This is a genomic window from Aquabacterium parvum (assembly GCF_001447195.1).
Taxonomy (GTDB): domain Bacteria; phylum Pseudomonadota; class Gammaproteobacteria; order Burkholderiales; family Burkholderiaceae_C; genus Aquabacterium; species Aquabacterium parvum.
Genome location: NZ_LFRI01000245.1, coordinates 34,889 through 51,423 on the forward strand (window position 1 = coordinate 34,889; position 16,535 = coordinate 51,423).

The 16,535-nt window shown below is 68.8% G+C and carries 13 protein-coding genes; 6 read left to right on the forward strand and 7 right to left on the reverse strand.

Annotation, left to right across the window (positions count from 1 at the left end):
* Positions 1 to 69: 69 nt before the first annotated feature.
* The 3 genes from ABG80_RS09055 to ABG80_RS09065 all read right to left on the reverse strand — a co-directional run bounded on the left by ABG80_RS09055 (position 70) and on the right by ABG80_RS09065 (position 4,374).
* Positions 70 to 1,194, reverse strand: coding sequence for a 3-deoxy-7-phosphoheptulonate synthase (locus ABG80_RS09055; RefSeq protein ID WP_058087394.1), 1,125 nt, complete (start codon positions 1,192 to 1,194; stop codon positions 70 to 72).
* 262 nt (positions 1,195 to 1,456) lie between these two features.
* On the reverse strand, positions 1,457 to 2,950 hold the full coding sequence (locus ABG80_RS09060) for a CoA-acylating methylmalonate-semialdehyde dehydrogenase (RefSeq protein ID WP_058087395.1): 1,494 nt from the start codon (positions 2,948 to 2,950) through the stop codon (positions 1,457 to 1,459).
* A gap of 59 nt (positions 2,951 to 3,009) precedes the next feature.
* Positions 3,010 to 4,374 (reverse strand): aspartate aminotransferase family protein, encoded by a 1,365-nt coding sequence (locus ABG80_RS09065; RefSeq protein ID WP_083505965.1) that lies wholly within the window; start codon positions 4,372 to 4,374, stop codon positions 3,010 to 3,012.
* A gap of 174 nt (positions 4,375 to 4,548) precedes the next feature.
* Between ABG80_RS09065 and ABG80_RS09070 the strand changes: the two genes are divergently transcribed.
* The 6 genes from ABG80_RS09070 (at position 4,549) to ABG80_RS09095 (ending at position 10,905) form a co-directional block, all read left to right on the forward strand.
* Positions 4,549 to 6,069 carry an aminotransferase-like domain-containing protein gene (locus tag ABG80_RS09070; RefSeq protein ID WP_083505953.1) on the forward strand — a complete coding sequence of 507 codons (1,521 nt, stop codon included), beginning with the start codon at positions 4,549 to 4,551 and terminating at the stop codon, positions 6,067 to 6,069.
* 110 nt (positions 6,070 to 6,179) lie between these two features.
* Positions 6,180 to 7,007 (forward strand): ABC transporter ATP-binding protein, encoded by an 828-nt coding sequence (locus tag ABG80_RS09075; protein ID WP_083505954.1) that lies wholly within the window; start codon positions 6,180 to 6,182, stop codon positions 7,005 to 7,007.
* An 11-nt stretch (positions 7,008 to 7,018) separates the two neighbouring features.
* Positions 7,019 to 7,954, forward strand: a complete 936-nt coding sequence (locus tag ABG80_RS09080) for an ABC transporter permease (protein ID WP_235513800.1) — start codon at positions 7,019 to 7,021, stop codon at positions 7,952 to 7,954.
* Between the two features lie 25 nt (positions 7,955 to 7,979).
* Positions 7,980 to 9,197: an ABC transporter permease gene (locus ABG80_RS09085; protein WP_235513801.1), complete on the forward strand. Its 1,218-nt coding sequence runs from the start codon at positions 7,980 to 7,982 to the stop codon at positions 9,195 to 9,197.
* A 54-nt stretch (positions 9,198 to 9,251) separates the two neighbouring features.
* Entirely contained in the window at positions 9,252 to 10,256 is a 1,005-nt protein-coding gene (locus tag ABG80_RS09090; protein WP_235513802.1) for an ABC transporter substrate-binding protein, read from the forward strand.
* A gap of 4 nt (positions 10,257 to 10,260) precedes the next feature.
* A complete protein-coding gene (locus ABG80_RS09095; protein ID WP_058087398.1) occupies positions 10,261 to 10,905 on the forward strand; it encodes a TetR/AcrR family transcriptional regulator in 645 nt (214 codons plus the stop codon).
* A gap of 38 nt (positions 10,906 to 10,943) precedes the next feature.
* Here ABG80_RS09095 and ABG80_RS09100 read toward each other — a convergent pair whose 3' ends face one another.
* The 4 genes from ABG80_RS09100 to ABG80_RS09115 all read right to left on the reverse strand — a co-directional run bounded on the left by ABG80_RS09100 (position 10,944) and on the right by ABG80_RS09115 (position 16,439).
* Complete coding sequence (locus ABG80_RS09100; protein WP_058087399.1) at positions 10,944 to 12,212, reverse strand: Zn-dependent hydrolase; 1,269 nt, start codon at positions 12,210 to 12,212, stop codon at positions 10,944 to 10,946.
* Positions 12,213 to 12,294: 82 nt separating this feature from the next.
* The gene (gene hydA, locus ABG80_RS09105) at positions 12,295 to 13,767 is read right to left on the reverse strand and encodes a dihydropyrimidinase (protein ID WP_058087400.1); all 1,473 of its coding nucleotides are present in this window, start codon (positions 13,765 to 13,767) and stop codon (positions 12,295 to 12,297) included.
* A gap of 30 nt (positions 13,768 to 13,797) precedes the next feature.
* The gene (gene preA, locus ABG80_RS09110; RefSeq protein WP_058087401.1) at positions 13,798 to 15,102 is read right to left on the reverse strand and encodes an NAD-dependent dihydropyrimidine dehydrogenase subunit PreA; all 1,305 of its coding nucleotides are present in this window, start codon (positions 15,100 to 15,102) and stop codon (positions 13,798 to 13,800) included.
* 2 nt (positions 15,103 to 15,104) lie between these two features.
* Positions 15,105 to 16,439, reverse strand: a complete 1,335-nt coding sequence (locus ABG80_RS09115; protein WP_058087402.1) for an NAD(P)-dependent oxidoreductase — start codon at positions 16,437 to 16,439, stop codon at positions 15,105 to 15,107.
* Positions 16,440 to 16,535: the final 96 nt, after the last annotated feature.

A 16,535-nucleotide genomic window follows, 5' to 3' on the forward strand; every position in this document is an offset into this window, starting at 1 on the left:
CCCCTGGCTGCGGTCCCAAATCCCCAATAAGGGGGAGGTGGGCGCAGCCGTCCAGCGCTCAACCCTCGCTCAGCCCTTGCGCGCGCGACGGGCCTTGACCGCGTCGGACAGGATCTTGAGCACCTTCTCGGAGTCGTCCCAGCCGATGCAGGCATCGGTGATCGACTGACCGTAGGCCAGCTTCTTGGGGTCATCCTTGCCCGGGGTGAACTTCTGGGCGCCGGCGCACAGGTGGCTTTCCACCATCACGCCGAAGACCTGGTGCGAACCACCCGAGACCTGCTCGGCGATGTCCTGGGCCACCACCACCTGGCGCTCGTGCTGCTTGGAGCTGTTGGCGTGGCTGAAGTCGACCATCAGCGAAGGGTGCAGCTTGGCGGCTTCGAGGTCCTTGCAGGCGGCGGCCACGCTGGCGGCGTCGTAGTTCGGGGCCTTGCCACCGCGCAGGATGACGTGGCAGTCGGGGTTGCCAGCCGTGCCGACGATGGCGACCTGGCCGTTCTTGTGCACCGACAGGAAGTGGTGGGCACCGGCGGCAGCCTGGATGGCGTCGGTGGCGATCTTGATGTTGCCGTCGGTGCCGTTCTTGAAGCCGATGGGTGCGCTCAGGCCCGAGGCCAGCTCGCGGTGGACCTGGCTTTCGGTGGTGCGTGCACCGATGGCGCCCCAGCTGATGAGGTCACCGATGTACTGCGGCGAGATCGCGTCGAGGAACTCGCTGGCCGCGGGCACGCCCAGGCGGTTGATCTCCAGCAGCAGCTGGCGGGCCATGCGCAGGCCCTCGTCGATCTTGAAGGACTCGTCGAGGTAGGGGTCGTTGATCAGCCCCTTCCAGCCCACGGTGGTGCGGGGCTTTTCGAAGTACACGCGCATGACCACTTCCAGCGTGCCTTCGTACTGCTCGCGCAAATCGCGCAGCTTGCGGGCGTACTCGATGGCGGCGGCCGGGTCGTGGATGGAGCAGGGGCCGATGATCACCAGCAGGCGGTCGTCCTTGCCGTGCACGATCTTGCGGATGGCCTTGCGCGTGCGCGAAACCAGCGTCTCGATGGCCGTGCCGCGGATCGGGAAGAAGCGGATCAGGTGCTCGGGCGGCGGCAGCGGCGTGACGTTCTTGATGCGTTCGTCATCGGTCTGCGAGGTCTTGTCGGCGGGCGGAACCCAGCCTTCGGCGGCGCTGGAGTGGGTGCTCATGGGGCGATCCTGTTGGGGTGCTTCGATCAGAGGCGGAATAAAAAAAACCGCCGGTTGTGCCGGCGGTTTCAGTTGGGTGGGTCTGCTTACGCGTTGGCCACTCCTGCGCCGGTGAGGTGCTGGATGTGAAAGTGCCAAAAGTAGTAACGGACCGTGGTACGCATGGAAACACTGTAGCACGCCCTGTTGACGGGCCACAACCCGGGGTTGCCGGGGCAGCCTGGCAGGGCGTGCCAGATCTCACTGCATCGAGCTGGAGGCATCACTTGAGCTGCGGGAACGCGAACTCAGGCCCGCGCGCGATGCTGTCGGGCCAGCGCTGCATCACAGCTTTGTGGCGGGTGTAGAAGCGCACGCCCTCGGGGCCGTAGGCGTGGTGGTCGCCGAACAGGCTGCGCTTCCAGCCCCCGAAGCTGTTGAAGGCCATCGGCACCGGCAGGGGCACGTTCACGCCCACCATGCCCACCTGGATGTGGCGCACGAACTCGCGTGCGATGCCGCCGTCGCGGGTGTAGAGGGCCACGCCATTGCCGTATTCGTGGTCGTTGATGAGCTTGACCGCGGCGGCGATGTCCGGCACGCGCACCACACAGAGCACGGGGCCGAAGATCTCTTCGCGGTAGACGCTCATCTCGGGCGAGACCTGGTCGAGCAAGGTGCCGCCGACGAAGAAGCCGTCTTCGTGGCCCGGCACGCGCAGGCCACGCCCATCGACCACGGCGAGGGCGCCCTCTTCGATGCCCTGTCCAATCAGCCCCTCGATGCGCTGCTGCGCCATGCGCGTGATGACCGGGCCCATCTCGGCATCAGCTTGATGACCTTCGCCCACGCGCAAAGCGCGCACGCGGGTGGCCAGCGACGCCACCAGCTCGTCTGCCACATCGCCCACCGCCACGGCCACCGAGATGGCCATGCAACGCTCGCCGGCCGAGCCGTAGGCCGCGCCAATCAGCGCGTCAACGGCCTGCTCCAGGTCGGCATCGGGCATGACGACGAGGTGGTTCTTGGCGCCGCCCAGGGCCTGCACGCGCTTGCCGTGGCGCGCGCCTTCGGCGTAGATGTACTCGGCCACCGGGGTCGAGCCCACGAAGCTGACCGCCTGCACTTGCGGGTGCGCCAGGATGGCGTCGACGATGGCCTTGTCGCCCTGCACCACGTTGAAAACACCATCGGGCAGACCGGCTTCTTGCAGCCACTCGGCCATCAGCAGCGAGGGCGAGGGGTCGCGCTCGGAAGGCTTGAGCACGAAGGTGTTGCCGCAGGCCAGGGCCACCGGGAACATCCACATGGGCACCATGGCCGGGAAGTTGAACGGCGTGATGCCGGCGACCACGCCCAGCGGCTGGCGCATGGACCAGGCGTCGATGCCGCGCGCGATCTGGTCGGTGTACTCGCCCTTGAGCAGCTGCGGGATGCCGGTGGCGAACTCGACCACCTCGATGGCGCGGGCCACCTCGCCCATGGCATCGGGCAAGGTCTTGCCGTGCTCCTTGACGATGAGCTCGGCCAGTTCGGTGGCGCGCGCCTGCAGCAGGTTCAGGAAGCGGAACATCACGCGGGCGCGGGCCAACGGCGGCTGGGCCGACCAGGCCGGGAAGGCGGCCTGCGCGGCGGCGACGGCGGCGTCGAGCTCCTGCACGGTGCCCAGGTCGACCTGGCCCTGCACGCGCCCCAGTGCGGGGTTGAAGATGTCGGCCTGGCGGCACGAGGTGGAGGGCTGAAGGCGACCGCCGATGTGGTGGTGGACTGTGTACATGCGTGTCTCCGGGGAAGGTGCTGGGGTCGAATTCAAGGAGCGGTCTCGGGGCGACAGGCTCATTGCGGGTCGGCGTTCAGGCGGATGGCGGTGCGCAGCACGTCGACCATCTTGTGCAGATCGTCATGGGTGGCGATGAAGGGCGGGCCCATGGCGATGGTGTCGCCGGTGAAGCGCAGCAGCACGCCCATCGTCATCGCGACCTCGAAAACGCGCAATGCACGCAGCCCCGGCTGGCCCGGCCAGGGTTGCAGGTCCACCGCACCGCAGAAACCGAAGTTGCGGATGTCGGTGACACCGGGCTCGCCTTTCAGGCTGTGCAGGCCTTCTTCGAGCACGGGCTCGAGGCTGCGGGCGCGCTCGATCAGGCCATCGCCCAACAGCACGTCGAGCACGGCGTGGCCCACCGCCGAGGCCATGGGGTGACCCGAGTAGGTGTAGCCGTGCATGAACTCGACGGCGTACTCGGGCGCCTGCACGCCCATGAAGGTGTCATGGATGTCGTCTCGGGCGATCACGCCGCCCATCGGCACCGTGCCGTTGGTGATGCCCTTGGCGAAGGTGATGAGGTCGGGCGTGACGTCCAGGCGCTGGGCACCGAAAGGCGTGCCCAGGCGACCAAAGCCGGTGATGACCTCGTCGAAGATCAGCAAGATGCCGTGGCGCGTGCAGGTCTCGCGCAGCTTTTGCAGGTAACCCACGGGCGGCACGATGACGCCGGTCGAGCCTTGCACCGGCTCGACGATGACAGCAGCGATGGTGCTGGCGTCGTGCAGGCCGATGAGGCGCTCGAGCTCGTCGGCCAGGTGCGTGCCCCAGGTCGGCTGGCCCTTGGAGAAGGCCATGTGCTGGGGCGACCAGGTGTGCGGCAGGTGGTCCACGCCAGGCAGCATGACCGAGCCGAACATCTTGCGGTTGGCCACCATGCCACCGGCCGAGATGCCGCCAAAACCCACGCCGTGGTAGCCGCGCTCGCGGCCGATGACGCGGTGGCGGCCGCCCTCGCCACGCAGGCGGTGGTAGCCAATCGCCATCTTGATGGCGGTGTCGACCGACTCGGATCCCGAGTTGGTGAAGAAGACTTTGCCCAGGCCGGCAGGGGCCAGCTCGGTGATGCGCCTGGCCAGCTTGAGCGCGCCAGGGTGGGCCACCTGAAAGGCCGGGGCGTAGTCGAGTTCAGCGGCCTGGCGACTCAGGGCCTCGACCACGCGCGGGTGAGCGTGGCCGATGGGGCAGCACCACAGACCCGAAAGCGCGTCGAACAACTCGCGGCCATCGGACGTGCGGTAGTGCGCGCCGCTGGCGCCGACCACGACCTTGGGGTGCTGCTTGAAATAGCGGTTGGGCGTGAAGGGCAACCAGGTCTGGGCCAGGCCGTCGAGGGTGGCCGGGTCGGCGGTTTCGGTGGCGGGGTTGAAGGGCATCGGGTGGACCTCGGTGAGGGCTTCGGGTGACAGCGGGACGCCGCCAAGCCATGGCCTGGCGTCCATCGTAGGCACGCCCAGCCCAGCGTCGGCATGACGCGAGCGCATGAAACTGGCAAACGGATTGCTTGAACACACCTGCCGTGCAGGCATCTTGACCTGTACAGTCAGCCCATGCCATCGCCACGCCCAGACAGAACCCAACACCCCGCCGAAGCCGACTGGCTTGCATCGCTGCAGGCCGACCTGGGTGAGCGGGCCGAGCGCTCGGCGCACACCAGCGTGCGCAACGAACCGAGCCTGGTCACGCTGGTGTCTGGCGCGGTGGAACAGGCCGTGACCGAAGGCGCCTTGCGAGCCGGCACCCGCCTGCCCTCTGTGCGGCAGATGGCCACGCGGCTGGGCGTGAGCACCTTCACCGTGGCCGAGGCCTACTCGGGCCTGGTTGCGCGCCAGGTGCTGGCCTCGCGCCAGGGGGCAGGCTACTTCGTGCAGTCCAGTCGCTTGGCGGCTCGGCGCAGCTCGCGCGAGCTGGCGCTGTCCACCCAGGTCAGTGACGACTGGCTGAGCCTGAACATGTTCGCGCAAGGACGCGACCTGCTGGCCGCCGGCTGCGGCTGGCTGCCACTGAGCTGGTACGCCGAAAACGACTTCCACGCCGCGCTGCGCCAGGCCACGCGCATCGCTGGCGAGCACCTGGCCAGCTACGGCCACCCGCTGGGCTATGCCGGCCTGCGCCAGCTGCTGGCCCGAGAGCTCGGCGAGCGGCTGGGGCCTGTGCACGCCGACCAGCTCATCCTCACGCACGGCGTCACGCATGGCTTCGAGCTGGTGATGATGGGCCTGCTGCGTCCCGGCGACAGCGTGCTGGTGGAAGAGCCCGGCTACTGGAACCTGCACGCGCAGTTGCGCTGCCATGGCCTGAACCCCATCGGCGTGCCGCGCAACGAGCAGGGCCTGGACCTCGACGCCATGGAGCGACTGGCCCTGGCGCACCGCCCGCGTGCCATGTTCATCACCACGGTGGGGCACAACCCGCTGTCAACCACGCTGCGGCTGCAGCAGCTGCACCGCATCCTGGCCCTGGCCGAGCGCCACGACCTGTGGGTGATCGAGGACGACATCTTCCGCGACCTCGACGGCCCGCACGCGCCTTCGCTGGCCGGGCTCGATGGCCTGCAACGGGTGCTGACGCTGGGTGGCTTTTCCAAGACCATCGCGCCGGCCATCCGGGTGGGCTACGTGGCCTGCCCGCCCGCGCTGGTGCAGCCGCTGGCGCGCGTGAAGATGGCTTGCGGCCTGACCACCTCCGAGATCAACGAGCGGGCCGCCGCGCGCGTGCTGGCCGACCCGGGGCACCGGCGCTACCTCGAGCGCATCCGCCACCGCCTGGCCACCTCGCGAGAGCGCGTGGTCGAGGCGCTGCTCGACGTCGGCATGGCGCCGCTGGCCGTGCCGGACAGCGGGCTGTACGTGTGCGCAGGCTGGCCTGACGTGGACGAGCCCGATCGGGCCTCGCTGGCGCGCCAGGTGGCGCAAGAGGCGCTGGCCGAGGGCATCGCGCTGGCGCCGGGCGACTACTTCATGCTCGACCAGCGCCCCACGGGCTGGTTCCGCTTCAACGTGGCGCACGCCAACGACCCACAGCTGATGCGCTTTCTGCAGCGTGTGGCCAAGCGCTTGCCCAGGCCCTGAACACCGCGCACCCACCAAAGCGGTGCAGGCCGTGCCCTGCGTGTTGGCACAGAACTCGCATGAAGTCCGCCATGAAAACCTGACCACCCGGTCAACTTTCTGGCCCCGACATGAACGCGTCCCCGATGCCCGCCCGCCCCACCGCCTCGGTCAGCCGCCCGGGGTTCGGCCCCTCCGTCGTGCAGATCAACGCCGCCAGCGTGACCTACCCGGCGCCCGACGCCCCGGTGCGGGCGCTGCACGAGGTCAGCCTCGACATCCGCCAGGGCGAGTTCGTGTCGCTGATCGGGCCCTCGGGCTGCGGCAAGACCACGCTGCTGCGCGTGATCGCCGACCTCGAGCCCATCACCTCGGGCCAGGTGCTGGTCAACGGCCGCACGCCGCACGAAGCCCGCTTGGCCCGCGCCTACGGCTACGTCTTCCAGGCTGCGGCCTTGCTGCCCTGGCGCACGGTGCTCTCCAACGTGATGCTGCCGCTGGAGCTGCAAGGCAGGCAACCCGACGAGGCGCGAGAGATCGCCCGCACCCAGCTCGCCCGCGTGGGCCTGGAGCAGTTCGAGCGCAAGCACCCGTGGCAGCTCTCGGGTGGCATGCAGCAACGCGTGTCCATCGCGCGGGCGCTGGGCTTCGAGCCCAAGCTGTTGATGATGGACGAGCCCTTCGGCGCGCTCGACGAGATCACCCGCGACGACCTCAACGCGCAGCTGCAGCAGCTGTGGCGGCGCGAGCAGCGCACCGTGGTCTTCGTGACGCACTCGATTTCGGAAGCCGTCTACCTGTCAACGCGCATCGTGGTGATGTCTCCCCGGCCCGGTCGCATCGTCAAGGTGATCGACTCGCCATTGCCCGCCGAGCGCACGCTGGCCATGCGCGACACGCCCGAGTTCATGGCACTGGCGCACGAGGTGCGCGACGCCCTGGCCGACGGCCACCACTGAAGGCGCGAGCGGTGTCCAGCGCATCCACCCCCTCCCCCGCCACCGGTCTGGGCGCACCAGGCGGCACGGGCTGGCTTCGCGCGCAAGGCTTGTTGCCGGTGGCGTGTGTGCTCGCCGTTTTGATGCTGCTCTGGTACGCGCTGGCCATCGCGCTGAACGCACCTGGCGCCATCGAGCGCCACCTGGGCGGCCCCGATGCCCCGTGGACGGCCACCGAGCTCGTGCAGACCACCTGGTCCATGGCCCGCCCCATCCTGCCTGCCCCGCATCAAATCGCGCAAGACACCTGGCACAGCCTGCTGGACTGGCCCATCGACCACCCGCGCAGCCTGATCTTTCACGCCCGCGTCACCGCCGAAGCGACCTTGCTGGGCTTCGTGCTCGGGGCGCTGCTGGGTGCGCTGCTGGCCATCGGCATCGTGCATTCGGTGACGCTGGAGCGCGCCCTCATGCCCTGGATCGTCGCGTCGCAGACGGTGCCGGTGCTGGCAATCGCGCCCATCGTGCTGGTGGTGCTGGGCAGCCTGGGTTTCACCGGCGTCTTGCCCAAGGCCGTGATCGCGATGTACCTGTGCTTCTTCCCGGTGACGGTGGCGATGGTGCAGGGCCTGCGCGCGCCCCAGGCCATCGAGCGCGAGCTGCTGCACACCTACGCCGCCACGCGCTGGCAGGGCCTGTGGCTGCTGCGCCTGCCGTCTGCCTTGCCTTACCTGTTCCCGGCCTTGCGCGTGGCCGTGGCCGCCGGGCTGGTGGGCGCCATCGTGGCCGAGCTGCCCACCGGCGCGCAGGCCGGGCTGGGCGCGCGCCTGCTGACGAGCTCCTACTACGGCAACACGGTGCAGATCTGGTCGGCCCTGCTGATGGCGACCGTGCTGGGCGTGCTGCTGACCACAGCGGTCAGCGGGCTCGAGCGCCTGGCGCTGCGCCACCGTGGCGCGGTGCGCTGACCCAAGGCACCGACGGGACACCGACATGCCAACCCGCACCACTTCAAGCGCCCCGAGCGCCCCAAGCATCGCCCGCCCCACGAACACGCCACGGCCCGCCGCCCCAGGCGCCGTGCTCGCGGTGCTGGCGCTGGCCCTCGTGCTGCTGGCGATCACCGCCCCGCTCATGCAGGTCGACCCGGGCGACTTCACCCTGCAGCCGCGCGCCTGGTGGCAGGCCGAGGGCCTTGCCGACACGCTGTGGCAGCTGCTCACGCCCGCCACCCTGGCGCTGGCCGCCTTGCGCGCCCTGTGGCCTTCGCCTGGGCTGCCCGCCACGGCCCTGTTGAGCGCCCTGGCCTTGCTGGGCGGCGCTGGCCTCGTTCACCTGGCCCCGAGCGACGACACCCGCGTGGTCGCTGGCGGCTACTGGCTCGCCACCTTGGCGCTGGCGCTGCTGAGCGGGGTCACGGTGCGGCGCTGGGCCCACCTGCCTGACTCACCGCGCGCACGCGCCATGACCGCCGGCCTCTTCGGCCTGTGGCTGCTGTTGTTGTGGGAGCAGCTGGTGACGGCCTTTGCCGTGCCGCGTGTGCTGCTGCCACCGCCGTCGTCGGTCGCCGTGGCGCTGTGGACGCACGCCGGCACGCTGGGCGCCGACCTGGTGCAGACCGTGGGCAAGGCCGTGTTCATCGGCTACGCGCTCGGTTGCGGCCTGGGCGTGCTCACCGGCATCGCCATCGACCGCTTGCCCTTCCTGCAGCGCGGCCTGCTGCCCATTGCCTCGCTGAGCAGCACCGTGCCGCTGGTGGGCGTGGCGCCAATTGCGGTGATGTGGTTCGGCTTCGACTGGCCCTCCAAGGCTGCCGTGATCGTGCTGATGACCTTTTTCCCGGCGCTCATCAGCACGCTGGCCGGGCTGCAAGCAGCGGGCAAGCTCGAGCGCGAGCTGATGCACTCGTACGCCGCCAGCTACCGCCGCACGCTGCTGGATCTGCGCCTGCCCGTGGCCCTGCCCTTCATCTTCAGTGCGCTCAAGGTCAACGCCTCGCTGGCGCTGATCGGCGCCATCGTGGCCGAGTTCTTCGGCTCGCCCACGGTGGGGCTGGGCTTTCGCATCTCGACCGAGGCCTCGCGCATGAACATGCCCCTGGTGTGGGCCACGATCGTCGTGGCCAGCGCCACGGGGATGCTGTTCTACGCGGGCCTGAGCCGCCTGGAGCGGCGCGTGAACTTCTGGCATCCCTCGGTGCGATCGGCCTGATCGCGCGCCCGGGTGCGCCTCTTTTTTCTCCACCCCTTGTCACAGGAGCTCTCGATGAACCGCATGTCTTCCCTGTTCCGGCTGGCCCTGCTGTCTGCCTGCGCGACCGTGGGCCTGTCCGCCCACGCCGCCGAAAAGGTCGTGCTGCAACTCAAGTGGGTGCCCCAGGCCCAGTTCGCTGGCTACTACGTCGCACAGGCCAAGGGCTACTACTCGGCAGCCGGACTGGACGTGACCATCAAGCCCGGCGGCACCGACGTCTCGCCCGTGCAGGTGCTGGCCGGCAAGTCCGCCGACGTCATCGTCAACTGGATGCCCGATGCCCTGGCCGCGCGCGAGAACGGCGTGCCGCTGGTCAACATCGCGCAGGTCTTCGACAAATCGGGGCTGATGCTGACGTGCAAGAAGTCCGCAGGGGTGAGCAACCCGAAGGACTTCAAGGGCAAGACGCTGGGCGTCTGGTACGGCGGCAACGAGTACCCCTTCCTGAGCTGGATGGGCAAACTCGGTCTGCAACCGGGCAAGGACATCACCGTGCTCAAGCAGGGCTTCAACGTCGACCCGCTGCTGCAGAACCAGGCCGCCTGCATCTCGACCATGGTCTACAACGAGTACTGGCAGGTGGTGGACGCCGGCGTCAAGGAAAGCGAGCTGACCACCTTCTTCTACCAGGACCAGGGCGTGGCCACGCTGGAAGACGGCCTGTACGTGCTGGGCCCCAACCTGCGCGACAAGGCCTTCGTGGCCAAGATGGCCAAGTTCGTCAAGGCCAGCCTCAAGGGCTGGAGCGACGCCGTCAAGAACCCCGAGGAAGCCGCCAAGATCGTGGTCGCCAACGACACCTCGGGCAGCGCCAGCCTCGCCGTGCAAAAGCGCCAGATGGAGAACGTGGCCAAGCTGATCTCCAACGCCGGCACCGCCAAGATGGGCGTGCTCGACCCCGCCGCTTACGAGCGCACGGTCAAGGTGCTGTTGGGTGGCGGCAGCGACCCGGTCATCAAGAAGGACCCGGGCAAGGCCGCCATGACGCACCTGGTCACCGACATGGCCGCAAAATGACAGCATGAGCACCCAGGCGGCACCGGCGAAAAGACAGGTTAGGCAACTCAGCGAGTCGGCCATCCTGCGTGCTGCCGAGCGGGTGTTCGCGCGGGCCGGCTTCGGCGGGGCCACCATGGCCGACATCGCCGACGAAGCCGGCCTGCCCAAGGCCAACCTGCACTACTACTTCGGCAGCAAGCGCGAGCTCTACCGCGCCGTGCTCGGCGTGACCAAGCAGGACTGGCTGGCCCCGCTCGAAGCCATCACGCCCGAGGCCGATCCCGCCGAGGCGCTGGCACGCTACATCCGCCTGAAGATGGCCTTGTCGGCCGAACGGCCCGATGCCTCGCGCGTGTTCGCCAACGAGCTCATCCACGGCGCCACGGTGGTGATGGACCTGCTGCGCACCGACTTGCGCCAGCAGGTGCGCGCCAAAGCTGCGGTCATCGACGCCTGGATCGCGCAAGGCCGCATGGCGCCGCTCGACAGCACCCACCTGTTCTTCACCATCTGGGCGGCCACGCAGACCTACGCCGACTTCGACGTGCAGATCCGCGCCGTGCTGGGCCGCGAAACCTTGCGACCGGCCGATCACAAGCGCGCCACGGAGCACGTGGTGCAACTGATCTTGCGGGGGTGTGGATTGCAGGTACCGCTGGCGGCCTGAGGCTCGCTCGATCGCACCGAAGAGCCCATCCACCTGCCTCACGCAGGCACGACACCCGCCCGGTTCAGCATCGCGTGCAGCAGCACGTTGCAGCCGGCTTCGAGGTGTTCGGCCTTCGCGTCTTCGATCTCGTTGTGGCTGATGCCATCCTTGCAGGGCACGAAGATCATCCCGGCCGGTGCCAGGCGCGCCACGTACACGGCATCGTGCCCAGCACCTGACACGCAAGGCATGTTCGAGTAACCCAGCGCCTGCGTGGCCTGGCGCACCGCGTCGATGCAGCCGGCTTCAAAGGGCACGGCCGGGTAGTGCGACACCTCTTCGATCTCCACCTTCAGGCCCGACTCCGTGGCCATGCCTTGCGCGAAGGCGCGGATCTCCGCGTCCATCTGGTCAAGCAGCTCGTTGCTGACGTTGCGCAGGTCCATCGAGAATTTCACCCGCCCCGGGATCACGTTGCGGCTGTTGGGGTGCACCTGCACCATGCCCACCGTGCCGCGCCCATGCGGCTGGTGGCGCATGGCCACGGCCACCACCTCCTGCATGATCTTCGTGGCCACCTGCAGCGCGTCCTTGCGCAGGCCCATGGGCGTGGGCCCGGCATGGGACTCCATGCCCGTGACGGTGCAGTCGTACCAGCGGATGCCCAGCACCGCTTCGACCACGCCGATCGTGATGCCGTGGTCCTCCAGCACCGGCCCCTGCTCGATGTGTGCCTCGAAGTAGGCGCCCACCGGGTGCTGCCCCGGCACCTCGTCGCCGATGTAGCCGATGCGCTGCAGCTCGTCCTTCACCGTCTTGCCGTCCACGTCTTTCGCGGCATACGCCGTCTCCAGCGAGAAGGCCTTGGCGAACACGCCCGAGCCCATCATCACCGGCACGAAGCGCGAGCCCTCCTCGTTGGTCCAGAAGGCCACCTCGATGGGCGCCTCGGTCTGCAGGCCCAGGTCGTTGAGCGTGCGCACCACCTCCAGGCCCGCGAGCACACCATAGTTGCCATCGAACTTGCCACCCGTGGGCTGGGTGTCGATGTGGCTGCCGGTCATGACCGGTGGCAGCGCGTTGTTGCGGCCGGGTCGGCGCATGAACACGTTGCCGATCTGGTCGACCGTGATGGACATGCCAGCCTCGCGCGCCCAGCCGATGACCAGGTCCCGTCCTTGCCGGTCCAGGTCGGTCAGCGCCAGGCGGCAGACACCGCCCTTGGGCGTGGCACCGATGCGCGCCAACTCCATCAGCGCTTGCCACAAGCGATCGCCGTTGACGCGCCAGGTGGTGGAGGGGCCTTCGATCGTGCTGGTCGTCATGTCATTCCTTTCCTGGCACCTTCGGCCGAGGACGTTGGCGCAAGCCGGTGCGCGCAGCCAGACGTTGGCGTCATCGCGTGCTTCAAGCCGCGCCGCGCACCACCGGCTGCGGCGCGTGCAAAGCCGCCTTGCGCGAGAGGGCATCGAACACCGGGCCGAAGGTCGGCCGCTTGACGTAGCGGCCCTGACCTGGCGCCACGTCCAGTTGCCCGTTGGCGTAAGCGACGTGCCCGCCACGCAGCGTGTGCGACGGCACGCCCTTCACGGTGCGCCCTTCGAAGATGTTGAAGTCGCCCTTCGAGTGCTGCGTCTTGGCCGACAGCGTCTTGGTCGCAGCAGGGTCCCACACCACGAGGTCCGCGTCGGCGCCCACGGCCACACAGCCTTTGCGCGGGTGGATGTTGAACAGCTTGGCCGCGTTGGCCGAAGTCACCGCCACGAACTCCGATGGCGTCAGCCGCCCCGTGTTCACGCCCGCATCCCAGATCACGCTCAGGCGCTCTTCCACGCCGCCCGTGCCGTTGGGGATCTTGCTGAAGTCCAGCCGACCTGCCGCTTTCTGCGCCGCACAGAAGGTGCAGTGGTCGGTGGCCGTGGTGTGCAGGTGGCCGGCCTGCAGGCCCCGCCACAGCGCCGCCTGGTGCTCGGGCGCGCGAAACGGCGGGCTCATCACGTGCGCCGCCGCGAAGTCGAAGTCCGGGTGGCGGTAGACGCTGTCGTCGATCAGCAGGTGGCCGGCCAGCACCTCGCCGTACACGCGCTGGCCCCGCATGCGCGCCCGCGCGATCGCTTCTGCCGACTCGGCGCACGAAACGTGCACCACGTAGATCGGCACGTTGAGCACGTCGGCGATCGCGATGGCGCGTTGCGCAGCTTCGGCCTCCACCGCAGGCGGGCGCGACAGCGGGTGCGCTTCCGGCCCCGTGATGCCCTCGGCCTTGAGCTCCTGCTGCAGCAGGAAGACCAGCTCGCCGTTTTCGGCGTGCACGGTCGGCATCGCGCCCAGCTCCAGCGCACGCCGGAAGCTGTTCACCAGCGTCTCGTCGTCGGCCATGATGGCGTTCTTGTACGCCATGAAGTGCTTGAAGCTGTTGACGCCCTCTTCGCGCGCCAGCGTGCCCATGTCGCGGTGCACGCTCTCGTCCCACCAGGTGATGGCGACGTGAAAACCGTGGTCGGCCGCGGCCTTCACCGACCAGCCACGCCAGGTGCGGTAAGCATCCATCAGCGGCTGTTTCGGATCGGGGATCACGAAGTCGATGATGCTGGTGGTGCCACCCGCCAGCGCCGCCGCCGTGCCGGTGAAAAAGTCATCGGCCGTGACGGTGCCCATGAAGGGCAGTTGCATGTGCGTGTGCGGATCGATCCCGCCAGGCATCACGTACTGCCCGCCTGCGTCGATGGTTCGCGCGCCCATCGGCGCTTCGAGCCCATCGCCCACCGCGGCGATGCGACCGTCCACACAGAGGACGTCGGCGCGCCGCTCGCCGTCCGCGTTGACCACCGTGCCGCCCCGGATCAGCACCGGGGCCACCTGCTGCTGTGTGCTGCTCATGCTGCGCTCCTCGTGCCTTGAACCGGGCGTTCAGGCCGTCACGGCCATGGGGTTGTTGGGGTGCTGCGTCCAGTTCAAAGGCTCGGCCAGCACGGGCTCCCCGGTGCGCGCATCGATCTCGCCAGGGGCCAGGTCGCGCATGGTGATGCACGACTCCACCGGGCACACCGACACGCACAGGTTGCAACCCACGCACTCCTCTTCCTTGACCTCGAAGTGCCTCACGCCGTCTTTGATGGCGGTGATGGCCTGGTGCGAGGTGTCTTCGCACACCACGTGGCAGCGCCCGCAGCTGATGCACTTGTCGGGGTCGATCACCGCTTTGGAGACATGGCGCAGGTTCAGGTGGCGCCAGTCGGTCACGGTCGGCACGGCACGCCCCACGATCTGCTCGACCGAGGTGAAGCCCATGTCGTCCATGTAGTGGCTCAGGCCGCTGGCCATCTCCTGCACGATCTTGAAGCCATGCACCATGGCGGCCGTGCACACCTGCACCGTGCCTGCGCCCAGCGCCATGAAGTCCAGCGCGTCGCGCCAGCTTCCCACGCCACCGATGCCCGAGATCGGCAGGCCCGCCGTCTCGGGGCTGCGCGCGATCTCGGCCACCATGTTCAGCGCGATGGGCCGCACCGCCGGGCCGCAGTAGCCACCGTGCGAGCCCATGCCACCGGTCGACGGCACCATGGTCAGCGTGCGCGGGTCCACACCCATGATCGAGTTGATGGTGTTGATGAGCGAGACCGCGTCGGCTCCGCCGCGCTTGGCCGCCTGCGCAGGCTGGCGCACGTCGGTGATGTTGGGCGTGAGCTTGACGATCACCGGCAATCGCGTGTGCAGCCTGGCCCAGGCCGTGACCATCTCGATGTACTCGGGCACCTGGCCCACGGCCGAGCCCATGCCGCGCTCGCTCATGCCGTGCGGGCAGCCGAAGTTCAGCTCCACGCCATCGGCCCCGGTGTCCTCCACCTGCCGAAGGATGTTGCGCCACGACTGCTCGTTGCACGGCACCATGATCGAGACCACCAGCGCGCGATCAGGCCAGTCGCGCTTGACCTGGCGGATCTCTTCGAGGTTCACCGCCAGTGGCCGGTCCGTGATCAGCTCGATGTTGTTCAGGCCCATGACGCGGCGGTCCGGCGTGAGCAGCGTGCTGTAGCGCGGGCCGCTCACGTTGACCACCGGTGGGTCCTCGCCCAGCGTCTTCCACACCACGCCGCCCCAACCCGCCTCGAAGGCGCGGTTGACGTTGTAGGCCTTGTCGGTGGGCGGCGCCGAGGCCAGCCAGAAGGGGTTCGGGCTCTTGATGCCCACGAAGTTGCTGCGCAGGTCGGCCATGTTCAGGACTCCGTTTGAAAGAAGGCGTGGATGCCGAGCGCGGCCTGCTTGCCGTCCTCAACGGCTTCGACGGTCAGGTCGCGTCCACCGGCGCGGCAATCGCCACCGGCCCACACACCGGGCAGCGAGGTGCGGCATTGGGCATCGACCTGCAGGCGTCCTTCGGTCATCGCCAGACCGGCCTCGGCCCAGGGGCTGCTCACGAAGGTCTGCCCGATGGCCTTGAGCACCATGTCGGCCTCGAAGAACGCTGTGTGCTGCGGATCGGCCGTGCCCACAAAGCGCACGCCCGTGACGTGCCCGGCCTCGCCCAGCAAGGCCTCGGGCGACAGCCCGTGGCGGATCGTCACGCCCTGCGTCTGCGCCCATTGCTGCTCGACCACCGAGGCCGACATCGCCTCGGGCCCACGCCGGTAAACCATGGTCACCACCTCGGCGCCCAGCAAGCGGGCCTGCACGGCCGCGTCCACCGCCGTCATGCCCCCGCCGATGACCACCACTCGCCGCCCCACCGGCACCTCGGCGGGCGACGCAGCCTGGCGCAGCCCGGCGATGAAGTCCACCGCGTCCATCACGCCGGCGAGCTCGGCGTCGCCCTGCAAGCCCAGGCTGCGCGTGCCCGCCAGGCCCACGCCGATGAACACCGCGTCGTGCTGCGCTTGCAGCGTGCTGAGCTGCGCCGGCTCGCTCAGCCTGTAGCCGGGCTCGATGGTGATCCCGCCGATGGACAGCAGCCAGTCCACCTCGCGCCGCGCGAAGTCGCCCGCCGTCTTGTAGGTGGCCAGCCCGTACTCGTTGAGACCACCCGGCTTGGCATGGGCGTCGTAAATGGTCACGTCGTGGCCCAGTCGCGCCAGGGTGTGCGCACACGCCAGCCCTGCGGGCCCCGCGCCCACCACGGCCACGTGCCGCCCCGTCGTCGCGGCCCGCGTGAACACTGGCCTCGCCCCATCTGCCATCACCGCATCGACGGCATGGCGCTGCAGCCGCCCGATCTCGATGGCCTTGCCCTGCTGCGTCTGGCGCACGCAGACGGCCTCGCACAGCTCCTCGGTCGGGCACACCCGCGCGCACATCCCGCCCAGCGAGTTGGCGTCCAGGATGGCCTCGGCAGCACCACGCAGGTTGCCATCTGCGATGCGTCGGATGAAGCTGGGCACGTCGATGCCCGTCGGACAGGCCTGCTGGCAAGGCGCGTCGTGGCAATAGAGGCAGCGCTCGGCCTCGATCACCGCCTGCATCGCCGTCAAGGCGGGCACGGCATCGCCGAAGCGCTCGGCATACGCATCCGCCGACAGGCGGGCAGCACGGACATCGGGGCAGGCACTCTGGCTCACGGCTCATCCTCCGTTGGATGCAACTTGACCAAATGGTCAGGTTTTCAAGGAGAGCCTCATGCTTAAAGCGTGCCAGGGCTGAAGCGCTCCTGGCGC